The organism is Mucilaginibacter myungsuensis (genome assembly GCF_015222005.1).
GTDB lineage: Bacteria > Bacteroidota > Bacteroidia > Sphingobacteriales > Sphingobacteriaceae > Mucilaginibacter > Mucilaginibacter myungsuensis.
Window position 1 is genome coordinate 42,857 of the sequence record NZ_JADFFL010000006.1, and the last position, 12,678, is coordinate 55,534.

A 12,678-nucleotide genomic window follows, 5' to 3' on the forward strand; every position below is an offset into this window, starting at 1 on the left:
ACTAATTATGCCGACCGAAGTTCAGGAAGAAACATTTACACTTGAAGAGATATTGGCGGGGCTGAAAGAGATGCACCGCCTGATCCTGTGGAACGATGACCACAACACCTTCGACCATGTGATCCATTGCATGATGAAATACCTCGACTATAACGAATCTCAAGCCGAAAAGATAGCCTGGAAAGTGCATAACGAGGGCAAGTGCGCCGTGCTGGAAGGCTCGTTCACCGAGATGGAGATCTACCGCAAGATCCTTCAGCAGGAGGGTTTGACGGTATCGGTGGATTGATGATCGTGTGGCTTCTGTTTTTCGTATCTTGAATATAAATTGAGAGGGGCGGTGTCACTCTAAGCCTGCCGAAGGGCGACGTGCGCTGGGTATGACCGATGTGCATGGTCACTACTTGCATAGTGTCAAGCCCACCGCACCATGGTTCGACAAGTTCACCATGACGCTCTCCAAAAGCATAACTATTCCGCATTCAACTCATCCCAGTACTCCACCGCGCGGCGGTAGTGCGGGATCACGATCGAGCCACCCACCAGGTTGGCTATCATAAATACTTCGTTCATTTCGTCGTGGTTCACGCCGGCTTCGTGGCATTTGCCAAGGTGATATTTAATGCAGTCATCGCAGCGGAGCACCATTGAGGCTACTAATCCTAATAGTTCCTTGGTCTTTACGTCCAGCGCGCCATCGGCATAAGTGGTGGTGTCCAGCGCGAAAAAGCGTTTGATATTGGTATTGGCCGACTCCATAATGCGGTCGTTCATCCGCGTGCGGTAGCTTTCAAATTCGTTGATCAGTTGTCCCATATTAATGAGTGGTTGATTGAATGTTCCTTGATCGGATACATCGCCGCCACAATGTTCGCTAAAAGAACGGGAAACTTAACAAAGGTTAACGTAATTTATTTACTAATATTTTTGGTAATTTGAAATTGATCTTGTATCTTTGATAGACCCAAACAACCGAAATAACAATTCACTCAACCACTCATTCAATAATTCATTACCCATGCTATCTCTATCTCCCAACATTTTTACTAACGATATTAACGGCACTGTCGCTTTTTATCAGCAATTAGGTTTCACTACCACCATGTCTGTGCCCGAAGAAGGCGAAGATCTGGTGTGGGCCATGATGACCAACGGCGCTGTTAACATCATGTTCCAAAGCTTTGAAAGTTTGGGTGAAAGCCTGCCTGATATATCGCGCGGTAACGGTGGTTCACTGTTATTTTATATCAAGGTGAACCAAGTGGTCGAATTTTTTGGAGAGATCAAAGACAAAGTGACCGTGTTGCAAGGGCTGGAAAAGACCTTTTATGGCGCGACGGAGTTCTCTATCAAAGATAATAACGGCTATGTACTGACCTTTGCCGAACACGAGGATTAAGTCTTAAGTCGGGAGTCTAAAGTCTTAAGTCAAAAGTTTGATGAAAAAGCTAAACCATGGGGACATTTAGAGAACTTACAGCTTATCGCAAAGCATTTTCTCTTTCGATGGAGATATTTGAACTGACTAAGAACTTTCCGAAAGAGGAAACTTACAGTTTGATCGATCAGATCAGGCGTTCTTCCCGTTCCGTATTTAGCTCTATCGCGGAGGCTTACAAGAAAAGACGCTATCCGAACCACTTCATTAGCAAACTAACTGACTCCGATATGGAAAACGGTGAAACGCAAGCTTGGCTGGACGCATCTTTAGCTTGCTGCTATATTTCGCGAGAGCAATACGACGACTTAAATAAGAAAAGCGAAGAGGTAAGTTACCTTTTGATCTACATGATCAACAACCCTGAAAAGTTCAAATAAACACAGATAATATGACTTCGGACTCAAGACTTAAGACTTCTGACTTGAAGCGCTGTACCTGGTGCGGAACCGACCCGCTCTACATGAAGTATCATGATGAGGAATGGGGTAAACCCGTGCAGGATGATGAAACACTTTTCGAGTTCCTGATCTTGGAATCGGCACAGGCGGGATTAAGCTGGATAACCATTTTGCGTCGGCGCGAAAATTACCGCAAAGCGTACGCTGGATTTGATGTGAAAAAAGTTGCCGCGTTTGACGAGGCAGATGTCGAAAGATTGATGGCCGATGAAGGCATTATCCGCAATAAGTTAAAAGTGCGGTCGAGTATTAGGAATGCGCAACTGTTCATTGATATCCAAGAGGAGTTTGGCTCGTTCAATGATTATTTATACGGCTTTATGCCGGGTGGAAGACCTATCGACAATGCGCCCCGGTCGGGTGGCATCCCGGTGTCTACTGATGTTTCGGACGCTATCGCTAAGGATATGAAAAAGCGGGGTTTCAAATTCTTTGGTACTACTATTTGCTACGCTTTTATGCAGGCCACAGGTATGGTGAATGATCATTTGGCAAATTGTGATTTTAGATAAGAGCATCTGTTGCGATCATCAGTACTAACGGGATGGGAGCCACATTCAAGATTGTCCAAAGACTATCCCAAAGCGTTGCTTTCCTGTTGTATATAGCATAGATCTCGTGTCGGTATCTATGCGACGTAAATATGGGATATACACCAGTGATCAACTTAATGATCAGCATAGCAGTCCATATATAAACGTATACGATCATTGGCACATATAAATGCCTCACTTCTCTATTGCCATAGAGTAAACGGACGTGGGCGAAGCCGAACTCTAATAGATACGCGCTGATGGCCAACAAAGCACATATGCAAGACAATGCTATATTGATCTTAGTAATGGTTATTCTGTTAAAGTATTGGGTGCAGATCAACATAGACAAGCCTATGCTTAATATGTTAAAACTTAGATGCTGCTCTTCAATGTTGTTAGTGAAAATACCGATAAGCAGCAATGTTACCGGGACGATAACAATAAACGCATCCCAAAATGTAACGCGAAGGCTTTTTGATTCGCGTTTTCCGTTCTTTAATTTCCGGGTGCCTTTTTTACGATAATCGTCAATGATCAACTCGATTGGTAAAGCCATGAAGAATAAAGCAAGGCTTATCACTCCAAATATTGATAGTGCTGACATGCGATAGGATGCGCTTGTTTACTTCCTAACCAAACTCGGCAAAACCCCTCTGGCAAAGATATTGGGGTGTTTTTTAATGGCAGCTTCATAATCATCCAGCATGGAGTTGAAGGCTTTGGCCTTCGGGTTGGGTTGCCCCTCTACCTGGTATTGGAAACTGTAGCCCATAAAAGAGCGGATCAGGAAAGCCTTTAGGTCAAGGTCCACGCCGGTATCGTTAAACAAAGCGCCGATGTAGCTTTTATCTAACAGGTAGTCTATCCCAACGTTGGATGATAATTGGTTCACTATTTTAAAGCTAAGGACTTTGGCGGCGGCATCGCCATATTTATCAGCGGTGGCGTTATACCCTCTTATCATTTGCACGATCGGGGCCAGCTCGCCCACCAATTGTTCTTTAGCGTAAAATTTAAAACCTTTAGGCGCATAAACCGGGCCTGTTTTATACATATCTGCATAAAGTGTAAGCGTATCGGTAGTGCCGGGTTTGGTCACTTTAAATAGGTCGTAATTAACGGCGTCTATCATCACGGTCTTGCGTTGGGTAAAGACCGGTACGGTGCCGTCCTCATACAGATACGTTTTTAGGAAACACTCTATCTGGGCCGCTATCTTTTTCTGATCGCTCATGTCGGCCTCGTACGCGCCGATCAGTATCGGGTGTGCCGGGGTGGTGCCGTAACCTGCGGGTGCGTCGCCGGCTGCATGTGGTAAAACAAAGTGATGGAAAAGTTCATCAGATATGGGCCCGGCAACGTCAAGTTTAGTCGGCTCGGCTTGGGTTGCAGCGGGCTGCTTTTGTGGCTCGGTGGCAGTTTGTTTAGCTTTGCTTGCAGGTTTGGTTTGCGCCGACGCGGTAATAGCCAGCAGCATTAGGGGAATCAATAGTCTCAGTTTTTTCATCGTTACAATAAACGGTTCAATCTGCGCATAATTATCAACCTATACAAATAATACCGGGGCATCCTGTTAATTTTGACACACTTTTATTCTATAATTGTAAAGGTCGCCGTAAACAGTGGCCAAAGATCCGATCTGGTTATGAAGAAATTATTCCTGCTTGATGGTATGGCCCTGATCTACCGGGCACACTTTGCTTTAAGTAAATCCCCGCGCTTTACATCGGGCGGATTAAATACATCGGCCGTGATGGGCTTTACCAACACGCTGCTGGATGTGCTGAAAAAAGAAAAGCCAACGCACATGGCCGTGGTGTTCGACACCGACGCGCCGACCGAACGCCATACCGAATTTGCCGATTACAAAGGGCACCGCGAGGCCATGCCCGAGGATCTGAGCAAAGCCCTCCCTTATATCTTTAAAGTGGTGTTAGGCTTCAATATCCCGCTGATCACATCCGACGGTTACGAGGCCGACGACATTATCGGTACCCTGGCCAAAAAGGCCGAGAAGGAAGGTTATCAGGTTTATTGTATGACGCCTGACAAGGATTTTGCCCAGTTGGTGTCCGACAATATCTTCATTTACAAACCTGCCCGTATGGGTAACGATATGGAGATATTGGGCGTGAAAGAGGTATTGGCCAAATGGGAGATCGAAAAGGTAGAACAGGTGATCGATATCCTTGGCCTTTGGGGCGACGCGGTGGATAATATCCCCGGCATCCCGGGCATTGGTGAGAAGACCGCCAAATCGCTGATCAAAACTTATGGGTCGATGGAGAACATCATTGCCAACAGTCATGAATTAAAAGGCAAACAACGAGAAAACGTAGAGAACTTTGCCGAACAAGGCCTGCTATCGAAACGCTTAGCCACCATCAACCTAAATGTTCCTGTAGAACTGGATGAGGCCGGACTGGAAATGTGCGCGCCAAGTAAAGAACTGTTAGAGCCGCTTTTTGCAGAGTTAGAATTCAGGACTTTAGGTCGACGTGTTTTTGGCGATGATTTTAGCGTTACCCAGATCAATGCCGTTGGCGGTACGCAGATAGATATGTTCGGCGCCCCGGTAGCCGAGGGCCGGACTACCATGCAAGTAGAGGTGAAGGACATTGCCGAAGCGCCGCAGAAACCTGCTAAAAATATCCATAATACGGAGCACACTTACCATTTGGTGGATACGCCCGAAAAACGCGCGGAACTGATCGCATTGTTGAGCCAGCAAAGTAGTTTCTGTTTCGATACCGAGACCACGGGCACGGACGCTAATAATTGCGATATGGTAGGATTATCATTCGCAATTAAACCGGGCGAGGGTTGGTACGTGCCTGTAGAGGCCGTACGGGAGGATTGCCAAAAAGTGGTGGATGAATTTAAAGCCGTATTAGAGAACCCTGCCATTGCCAAGATCGGTCAGAACGTGAAATATGACGTGATGGTATTGAAATGGTACGGCGTTGAGGTGAAGGGCGACATTTTTGATACCATGATGGCGCATTACATTATAGATCCGGATACCCGCCATGGCATGGATGTACTATCTGAAAATTACCTGGGCTATACCCCGGTATCGATCACCGAACTGATCGGTCCGAAAGGGAAGAATCAGGGCAGTATGCGCGATGTGGAACTGGAAAAGATCAAAGAATATGCTGCCGAAGATGCTGACATCACCCTGCAACTGAAGAATGTTTTTGAGCCTAAAATAAAAGAAGCTGGGGGCGAAAAGCTGATACACGAGGTGGAACACCCGCTGATCTATGTATTAGCCGATATGGAATATGAAGGTGTCAGGATAGACGAAGGCGCGCTGAAAGAGTTCTCGAGAACCTTAGAGACAGACATTATAGGTCTTGAAAAAACTGTATACGAAAAGGCCGGTGTACGCTTCAACATCGCGTCGCCAAAGCAATTGGGCGAGGTGCTGTTCGAGAAACTGATGCTTGATCCAAAAGCAAAAAAAACCAAGACCGGCCAATACCAGACCGGCGAGGATGTGTTGATGGGCTTGGCCAATAAAAGTGATATCGTTAGAGATATTTTAGATTTCCGTCAGTTGCAAAAATTAAAGTCGACCTATGTTGATGCTTTGCCGCTGATGATCAATAAAAAGACCGGTCGTGTGCATACCTCCTACAACCAGGCGGTGGCTGCTACGGGCAGATTAAGTTCCAACAACCCTAACCTGCAAAATATCCCCATCCGTACCGAACGTGGCCGCGAGGTACGTAAGGCTTTCATCCCAAGGGACGAGAACCACATCCTGGTATCAGCGGATTATTCGCAGATCGAGCTCCGCATTATTGCCGAGATAAGCCGGGATGTGAACATGCGCCAGGCATTTATCGATAACCTGGATATCCACACTGCCACTGCTGCCAATGTTTACGGTGTTGCGCTGGATGAGGTAGATAGCACCATGCGCCGCAACGCCAAGGCGGTTAACTTCGGTATCATTTACGGGCAGTCAGCCTTTGGTTTATCGCAAAGTTTGGGCATCCCGCGTAAGGAGGCTGCCGATATTATTGAGCAGTATTTTATCCAGTTCCCGGGCATCAAGAACTACATGGCGGATACCATGAATTTTGCCCGCGAGAACGGTTATGTGACCACGCTGATGGGCCGCCGCCGTTATTTGCGCGATATCAATTCGGCTAACCAGACCGTACGTGGTTTTGCGGAACGAAATGCGATAAACGCCCCGATCCAAGGTTCGGCCGCGGATATGATCAAGATCGCCATGATCAACATCCAGCGCGAAATAAAAGCACAAGGACTACGCTCAAAAATGACCATGCAGGTACATGATGAGTTGGTTTTTGATGTAGTACGCGACGAGCTGGCCCTGATCAAACCTATCATTGAACACAACATGAAGACCGCCATTAAGACCGAGGTGCCTATTGTAGTAGAAATAGGTACAGGGGAGAATTGGCTGGAGGCGCATTAAGCGAGAAGGAATTCGAAAGGCGGAATGTGAAATGCGAAATGACGTTAATGCAGCGTAGGATTTCCGGCCTATGCATACAAAAAAAGCTTTAAAGTCTCGCTTCCCCGCTTGAGCGGGGTCAGGGGTGTGTCCTTCGTTTGCACGGTCGGCGAAAGGACACACCCCTATTAAAGGTCCTGCCGGATGTTCGTCCGGTGTTTCCCCGCTCAAGCGCTATCGTGTGGACACATCTTTTTAGATGAGAAAATTTCCTTGTCCCAACGGCCTCGGAGAGGCTACCCTTATTCCAATTGCATGTCCGATCTGCGTAGCGCAGAAGGGTAGCACCTACGGCGCATTACTTATTGTCCGGTTCTTTCTACAAACAGGTAGCCCTTACAGGGCAAGAAAAAAATGTGTCCACACGATAGGCTCAAGCGGGGAGACTCAGGCTTGTTCTTCATCGTCAACGGTTGGACCCCATATATAACAGCATCATCTCATCAGACAGCCCATGACAGTTTTACCCCCGGAAGATCGCAGCTTTGGGTAAACCAATTCATTACCAACCTATGGGCATCCATATCTATCGTGCAATGCTGTGCATCTTTTGTGGGGTGCTGATCAACAGCTACGCATCAGCGCAAACCGCTAAAACAACACCGCCCCGCAAATACGACATCGCTGCGTTCCTTTATCCGGCTTACGTAGCCGACGACCCACGCCTGCGCCCGTTCTGGCCTAAAGGTATCGGGGAATGGGAAACGGTCACCAGCGTTCAGGACAGGTTCCCGGGATTTTATTGGGATAGGAAACCGACCTGGGGCACCATCAATGAGGCTGATCCGTCGGTAATGGCGATGGAGATAAACGAGGCTACCAAGCATGGGGTCAACGTTTTTATTTTTGATTGGTATTGGTACGATGGTCGCCCGTTCATGGAGACCACCCTCAACAATGGTTTCCTGAAGGCCGACAATAAGGATAAGATGAAGTTTTACCTGATGTGGGCCAATCACGATGTGGTGAATACCTGGGATGTGCGCTTGAACAAATACAACGAGGATAACGTGATCTGGCAGGGCAAGGTTAGCCGCGATGAGTTCGAGAAGATCTGCAAACGCAACATCGAGAAATATTTTAAGCAACCTAACTATTATAAAATAGACGGCAAGCCGGTGTTCATGATCTACGATATCCCTCAGCTGATATCAGGCCTGGGTGGTATCGAGCAGACTGCGGCGGCGTTGAAGTGGTTTAAAGAAGAGACCATCCGCGCGGGCTTCCCCGGGCTTGACCTGCAGCTGACCATGTGGGGCATCAACCTAAATTATAGCGGCTTTGATGGCAGCAAGACCGAAAAACCGCAGAATGCCTTTGTGAAAAAGTTGGGCTTCACCAGCGCTACACATTATCAATTCGCCCATTTTACCAACGTAAACGAGGATTACCTGAAGATAATGGAGAGCGTAAAGAAAGAATGGGATAACATTGACAAGAATTTTGAACTGAAATATTACCCGCATGTAAGTGTGGGTTGGGATAATAGTCCGCGTACCGGGAGAAGCGCGGTAGTAAAGAACAACACCCCCGCCAACTTTGCCAAAGCCCTGCGCGATGCCAAAGCCTTTGCCGACGCCCACCCCAAGCAAGTGCCGCTCATTACCATCAATAGCTGGAACGAATGGACCGAGACCAGTTACCTGCAACCAGACAATGTTTATGGCTACGGATATCTGAAAGCTATTAAGGAAATTTTTGTTGATCAGAAGTAGACCTTTTGCTATTGTGTAGTCGCCACCGGCGGCTGATACTCAAAAGGCACCTGATCGCCCATTCGTTTGCGGCCCCAATAACCTTGTATCAAAAAGCTGCGGAAGTTGACATAGCTGCCGCGGCTATCGATCACCGCCTCGGGCAGGTACAGATTGATCACCGTACCGTCGTTCGCTAACTGCAGGCGCTTAGCGGTTGAATCAGCTTGAGGGTTGACGGTATAATTGGCCGCTTTTTTAGGGTCGTGCCTAACCATCCACGAGGTAAATTTCATGGAGATGAACGATGTATCGATCACATTAACTATCGTATCAAAGTTTAACGGACGGGGGTCAACAGCAAGCACCCGGCTAATGCCAACCGGTTGCATATAAAGCTGATGTGCCAAAAAACCTTCCTGTTGCACGGTATTATAATACACCGACCGCAAAAAATGTCTTAAAGATCCGGTATATGTTTCCTTTCGGTTCTTTGCCCAAAACTGCTTTTGCTCTTCGGGGCCGTCCAGTTCTTCAAAGCTGGCTTCGCCGTCGTAATTAGCCCGTTTGTTGTTGGTGTTGTATTCGAAATATTTAAGCAGGTAACGAATACGATAACCTAAACGTTTATTCTCAATGATCATAAACTCGTCGGCATCTGCTTTAAGATAGTTCTTTTGCGTACTGAAATTAATGACCCGCGGATTTAGGATGGTGCAACCCTTGCCGTTATCAGACATACCCAAGAATGCTTCTTGAAATATCTTAAAATACTCATCGAAGCGGTCGCCCTTGCCAATTTTTACTTCGTTAAGCATTACGGGCTTCAACTTCATATTTACGGTAACCTCCACCGGTTTTGCATGGATAAGCACGTTTTGACTGTAAGGCGCATAGCCTAACGACTGTACCGACAACTGGTAAGTCCCTGGCTCCAGATAATTAAAGCTGAACTCGCCCGCCTCGTTACTGCCGGTGATACGTTTGGTGCCGCCGATAAATACCGTAGCCGAGTGGAGCGGGTGCCCTTTATCATCCAGCACTTTCCCCGAAAGTGTATAGGTACCCTGGCCAATGGCAAGGTTGGTAATTAAAACAAAAACGACGAAAAGCAGGCGTTGCAGGTTAGGTCTCATAAATAGGTTGATGAAGGGAAACAGGTTAAAGGTAGTACGTTATAAGGTATTTAACAAAAAGTAGCTCAAGAGGTTTAACAACATTATTCAATAGCTGCTGCCTATCATCTGCACATTTTTCATTTGCATATCAAAGATCGTCCGTTTACTGATCCGCAGCGGCCATATACTGTTTGTGCATTGCCGCCCCGGTGCCTAATTGGCAGCTTTACATCAGCAAAACAAATATTAACTTAACACCGATCAGATCATGAAGAAAATTAGCAGACTTATAACATTATTGATCTTAGTTGCCGGGCTTACCGGGCGCGGCGTATATGCCCAGGGCAATAAACAGAAAGAGTATAGCGACACCGTAACAGTTGATACTACAGCTTCCCGTAAAGCGCATAAACTTATCGAGTACAGAAGAGGTGAGCAGATCAATGCTTTGAGAAAAGACCATTATTTTCAACATTCTCTCTTTGATGAAATTTTGGGTGTCCGTTATAATGGCGGTGTGCGTTCGGCCGATTTTGAGGTTTACGAAGGGACTACCATCGGCCGAAGTGTGATCATAAGCGGAGTTTGCCCTGTAGAGTTTTCGGCGCTGGGCATTACACCGCAAACCGCCGCCGACTTTCTTTACCACGTGGTATTAGACGACCGCAAAGAACTGGTAGGTTGGACCAAACCTTCGGTATTTAAAAACACACCCGATGGAACGGCTTATGCCTACTTGGGAAAATTTAGTTATCCTGGGCATTTATTGAAGATAGAGATACAAAGCGTAAAAAATTATGCCCGCCGAGGCCAGTTTACCGTAGACTGGCGAAAAATTTCAGCGCCCAAAGTTAGTGGTACCATTCAATATATCTCGCGACGGTTCCCGATACCGGATAACGAGTTGATCGGCAGAAGCTTGACCGAGCTTAAACAAGTAACGGTCCCGATCGCTAAGACATGGGTGAACAGTAAATGGAGAATAGATAAAGAGAAGACCGTTGTGACCGATTTTTTAGCGACCACCGACAAGAACGACCCGAAACTTCGCCTGGCCGATTCAATTAAAAAATTACTATTCCTGATCAATAATTCGTGGCGGCCATATTATTATAAAGTGAGTTTGAAACGTACGGTGGATGGCATTACCGACAGCATTAACCTTGGCCAGACAACTTATGGGTTTGAATTATATAAAGAGTTTTGGGACAGACCGGGGGAATACCGGATCTACTTCACCCCCAAACTGGTCAAACCGGGCGGTAACCCGATCATCCTCCGGCGGGATCTGGCTACCAGTATTAAATTCACTGTTCTGCCCGCACTCTCGCACACTTATACTTTGCCTTTAAAAACGGTAGCCTACATTGTGCTTATCATTGTAACTACCGGGGCATTCATGTTCGTAATGTACCGCTCAGGGCAAAAACGTAAGCTGGCGGCCGAGGCAAAAGATAAGCAAGTGGCTATGCTGCAGCTGGCATCGGTGCGCTCGCAACTGAACCCGCATTTTATATTCAATGCCCTGGCGGGGATACAGAACCTGATGAACAAGAATGAGGTTGAGAACGCTAACAAGTACTTGAGCCGCTTTGCCCGCCTCACCCGCAATATTTTGGATGATGGAAATAAAGAACTAACATCGATAGAAAAAGAGACCGCCTTGCTCACCGATTATCTGCAAATGGAGCAGACCCGCTTTGGTTTTAGTTTCAGTATAGATGTAGATGCGAATGTAGACCAGCTGACCGAAATACCCGCCATGCTGTTACAACCCTTTGCCGAGAATGCGGTAAAACACGGGGTTTCGGCACTAAAAGATAAAGGCATTATCAAAATAAGTATCACTAAACAAGGCCCTGATCTGCTGCTGACCGTACAGGATAACGGCAGTGGTTTTGCAAACGACCAGGCCGATGGCATGGGCTTTAAACTATGCCGCGAGCGTATTGCTCTGCTGAACACCATTTACAAAAAGAGCAGTATCTTGCTTAAACAAACCAGCGGCAACGCGGGTACGTTGATCAGTATTGAATTGAGGGGTTGGGTGTAATTCCTGTATCAAGTTTATTTTACCACAAACGTCACAAAGGTTTTCACAGAACACAATGCTGTTTATGCGATAGAAGGCCTTTGTGACCTTTTTGGTTAAATTCAACAACGCAAGACAAAAAATGAGATCCATCATCATAGACGACGAAATATCCAATCAGGAAAACCTGCAGCAATTACTGCAAACCTATGCTCCTGATGTGCAGGTTTGTGCCTTAGCCGATGATGTTGATAGTGGTCTGAAAGCGATCCGCCAACACGGGCCGGATCTGCTGTTTTTGGATATTCAGTTGCATGCGCGATCCGGCTTTGATCTGCTGAAGGAACTGGCGGATGCGGACATGGAAGTGATCTTTGTGACGGCCTATGACCAGTACGGCATCCAAGCGGTCAAGTTCGCCGCATTGGATTATCTGCTAAAACCTATCGATATAGACGAACTAAAAGCGGCCGTTGCCAAAGCCCGTGAAGCTATCCAGAAAAAGCGTAAGAACGACCGGCTGGAATATCTGTTAGACTATCTGCGCGATGACAACAAAAACCAACCGCGCATTGCCCTGCCGCTATTTGGCGAGACCCGTTATGTGAACATTGCCGACATCATGCGTTGCGAGGCGGATAATACCTATACCCGTTTTGTACTGCAAAGCGGCGAACAGGTGATCGTATCTAAAACCCTTAAGGAGTATGCCGATATGCTCGGCAGGCACAATTTCCTCAGACCGCATCAGTCGCACCTTGTTAACGCGGCCTTTATTAAAAGCTGGCTGAAAGAGGATGGGGGCAGTTTACTGCTGACCGACGGCACCAAGATCCCGGTATCTAAACTGAACCGGGATAAAATGCGGGAGGCCTTGGCGGGCGTGTTTAAACTGTAACGGACG

Annotated in this window: 12 protein-coding genes; 8 read left to right on the plus strand and 4 right to left on the minus strand. The window is 46.9% G+C overall.

What is annotated here, in order from left to right; translation table 11 throughout:
- The first annotated feature begins 7 nt into the window (after positions 1-7).
- Positions 8-289 (plus strand): ATP-dependent Clp protease adaptor ClpS, encoded by a 282-nt coding sequence (locus IRJ16_RS15570; RefSeq protein WP_194112544.1) that lies wholly within the window; start codon positions 8-10, stop codon positions 287-289.
- A 182-nt stretch (positions 290-471) separates the two neighbouring features.
- On the opposite strand, the gene IRJ16_RS15575 is transcribed toward IRJ16_RS15570, so the two are convergent.
- Entirely contained in the window at positions 472-816 is a 345-nt protein-coding gene (locus IRJ16_RS15575) for a carboxymuconolactone decarboxylase family protein (RefSeq protein WP_194112545.1), read from the minus strand.
- A 202-nt stretch (positions 817-1,018) separates the two neighbouring features.
- Here IRJ16_RS15575 and IRJ16_RS15580 point away from each other — a divergent pair, with 202 nt between their 5' ends.
- The 3 genes from IRJ16_RS15580 to IRJ16_RS15590 are packed head-to-tail and all read left to right on the plus strand — an operon-like array spanning position 1,019 to position 2,411.
- Positions 1,019-1,399, plus strand: a complete 381-nt coding sequence (locus IRJ16_RS15580; protein ID WP_194112546.1) for a VOC family protein — start codon at positions 1,019-1,021, stop codon at positions 1,397-1,399.
- 56 nt (positions 1,400-1,455) lie between these two features.
- Positions 1,456-1,818: a four helix bundle protein gene (locus IRJ16_RS15585; protein ID WP_194112547.1), complete on the plus strand. Its 363-nt coding sequence runs from the start codon at positions 1,456-1,458 to the stop codon at positions 1,816-1,818.
- Between the two features lie 11 nt (positions 1,819-1,829).
- Positions 1,830-2,411 (plus strand): DNA-3-methyladenine glycosylase I, encoded by a 582-nt coding sequence (locus IRJ16_RS15590; RefSeq protein ID WP_194112548.1) that lies wholly within the window; start codon positions 1,830-1,832, stop codon positions 2,409-2,411.
- Here the strand turns inward: IRJ16_RS15590 and IRJ16_RS15595 are convergent.
- Entirely contained in the window at positions 2,404-2,991 is a 588-nt protein-coding gene (locus IRJ16_RS15595; protein WP_194112549.1) for a hypothetical protein, read from the minus strand. The two genes, IRJ16_RS15590 and IRJ16_RS15595, sit on opposite strands and share 8 nt — an antisense overlap.
- Positions 2,992-3,057: 66 nt before the next feature.
- Positions 3,058-3,942, minus strand: a complete 885-nt coding sequence (locus IRJ16_RS15600; protein WP_194112550.1) for a hypothetical protein — start codon at positions 3,940-3,942, stop codon at positions 3,058-3,060.
- A gap of 138 nt (positions 3,943-4,080) precedes the next feature.
- Between IRJ16_RS15600 and polA the strand changes: the two genes are divergently transcribed.
- Complete coding sequence (gene polA, locus IRJ16_RS15605) at positions 4,081-6,891, plus strand: DNA polymerase I (RefSeq protein ID WP_194112551.1); 2,811 nt, start codon at positions 4,081-4,083, stop codon at positions 6,889-6,891.
- A gap of 551 nt (positions 6,892-7,442) precedes the next feature.
- Positions 7,443-8,645: a glycosyltransferase WbsX family protein gene (locus IRJ16_RS15610; protein WP_194112552.1), complete on the plus strand. Its 1,203-nt coding sequence runs from the start codon at positions 7,443-7,445 to the stop codon at positions 8,643-8,645.
- 8 nt (positions 8,646-8,653) lie between these two features.
- On the opposite strand, the gene IRJ16_RS15615 is transcribed toward IRJ16_RS15610, so the two are convergent.
- Positions 8,654-9,760: a carboxypeptidase-like regulatory domain-containing protein gene (locus IRJ16_RS15615; protein ID WP_194112553.1), complete on the minus strand. Its 1,107-nt coding sequence runs from the start codon at positions 9,758-9,760 to the stop codon at positions 8,654-8,656.
- 250 nt (positions 9,761-10,010) lie between these two features.
- Here IRJ16_RS15615 and IRJ16_RS22920 point away from each other — a divergent pair, with 250 nt between their 5' ends.
- Both IRJ16_RS22920 and IRJ16_RS15625 read left to right on the plus strand, forming a co-directional pair.
- The gene (locus tag IRJ16_RS22920; RefSeq protein ID WP_228080225.1) at positions 10,011-11,795 is read left to right on the plus strand and encodes a sensor histidine kinase; all 1,785 of its coding nucleotides are present in this window, start codon (positions 10,011-10,013) and stop codon (positions 11,793-11,795) included.
- A gap of 121 nt (positions 11,796-11,916) precedes the next feature.
- A complete protein-coding gene (locus IRJ16_RS15625) occupies positions 11,917-12,672 on the plus strand; it encodes a LytR/AlgR family response regulator transcription factor (protein ID WP_194112554.1) in 756 nt (251 codons plus the stop codon).
- The last annotated feature ends 6 nt before the right edge of the window (positions 12,673-12,678 follow it).

Excerpts from the sequence above, each read along its gene's own strand:
- IRJ16_RS15590 (WP_194112548.1), top strand. The coding sequence starts at position 1,830 with ATGACTTCGGACTCAAGACTTAAGACTTCTGACTTGAAGCGCTGTACC.
- IRJ16_RS15570 (WP_194112544.1), top strand. The coding sequence starts at position 8 with ATGCCGACCGAAGTTCAGGAAGAAACATTTACACTTGAAGAGATATTG.
- IRJ16_RS15595 (WP_194112549.1), bottom strand. The coding sequence starts at position 2,991 with ATGGCTTTACCAATCGAGTTGATCATTGACGATTATCGTAAAAAAGGC.
- IRJ16_RS15600 (WP_194112550.1), bottom strand. The coding sequence starts at position 3,942 with ATGAAAAAACTGAGACTATTGATTCCCCTAATGCTGCTGGCTATTACC.
- IRJ16_RS22920 (WP_228080225.1), top strand. The coding sequence starts at position 10,011 with ATGAAGAAAATTAGCAGACTTATAACATTATTGATCTTAGTTGCCGGG.
- IRJ16_RS15585 (WP_194112547.1), top strand. The coding sequence starts at position 1,456 with ATGGGGACATTTAGAGAACTTACAGCTTATCGCAAAGCATTTTCTCTT.
- IRJ16_RS15580 (WP_194112546.1), top strand. The coding sequence starts at position 1,019 with ATGCTATCTCTATCTCCCAACATTTTTACTAACGATATTAACGGCACT.
- IRJ16_RS15625 (WP_194112554.1), top strand. The coding sequence starts at position 11,917 with ATGAGATCCATCATCATAGACGACGAAATATCCAATCAGGAAAACCTG.
- IRJ16_RS15615 (WP_194112553.1), bottom strand. The coding sequence starts at position 9,760 with ATGAGACCTAACCTGCAACGCCTGCTTTTCGTCGTTTTTGTTTTAATT.
- polA (WP_194112551.1), top strand. The coding sequence starts at position 4,081 with ATGAAGAAATTATTCCTGCTTGATGGTATGGCCCTGATCTACCGGGCA.
- IRJ16_RS15610 (WP_194112552.1), top strand. The coding sequence starts at position 7,443 with ATGGGCATCCATATCTATCGTGCAATGCTGTGCATCTTTTGTGGGGTG.
- IRJ16_RS15575 (WP_194112545.1), bottom strand. The coding sequence starts at position 816 with ATGGGACAACTGATCAACGAATTTGAAAGCTACCGCACGCGGATGAAC.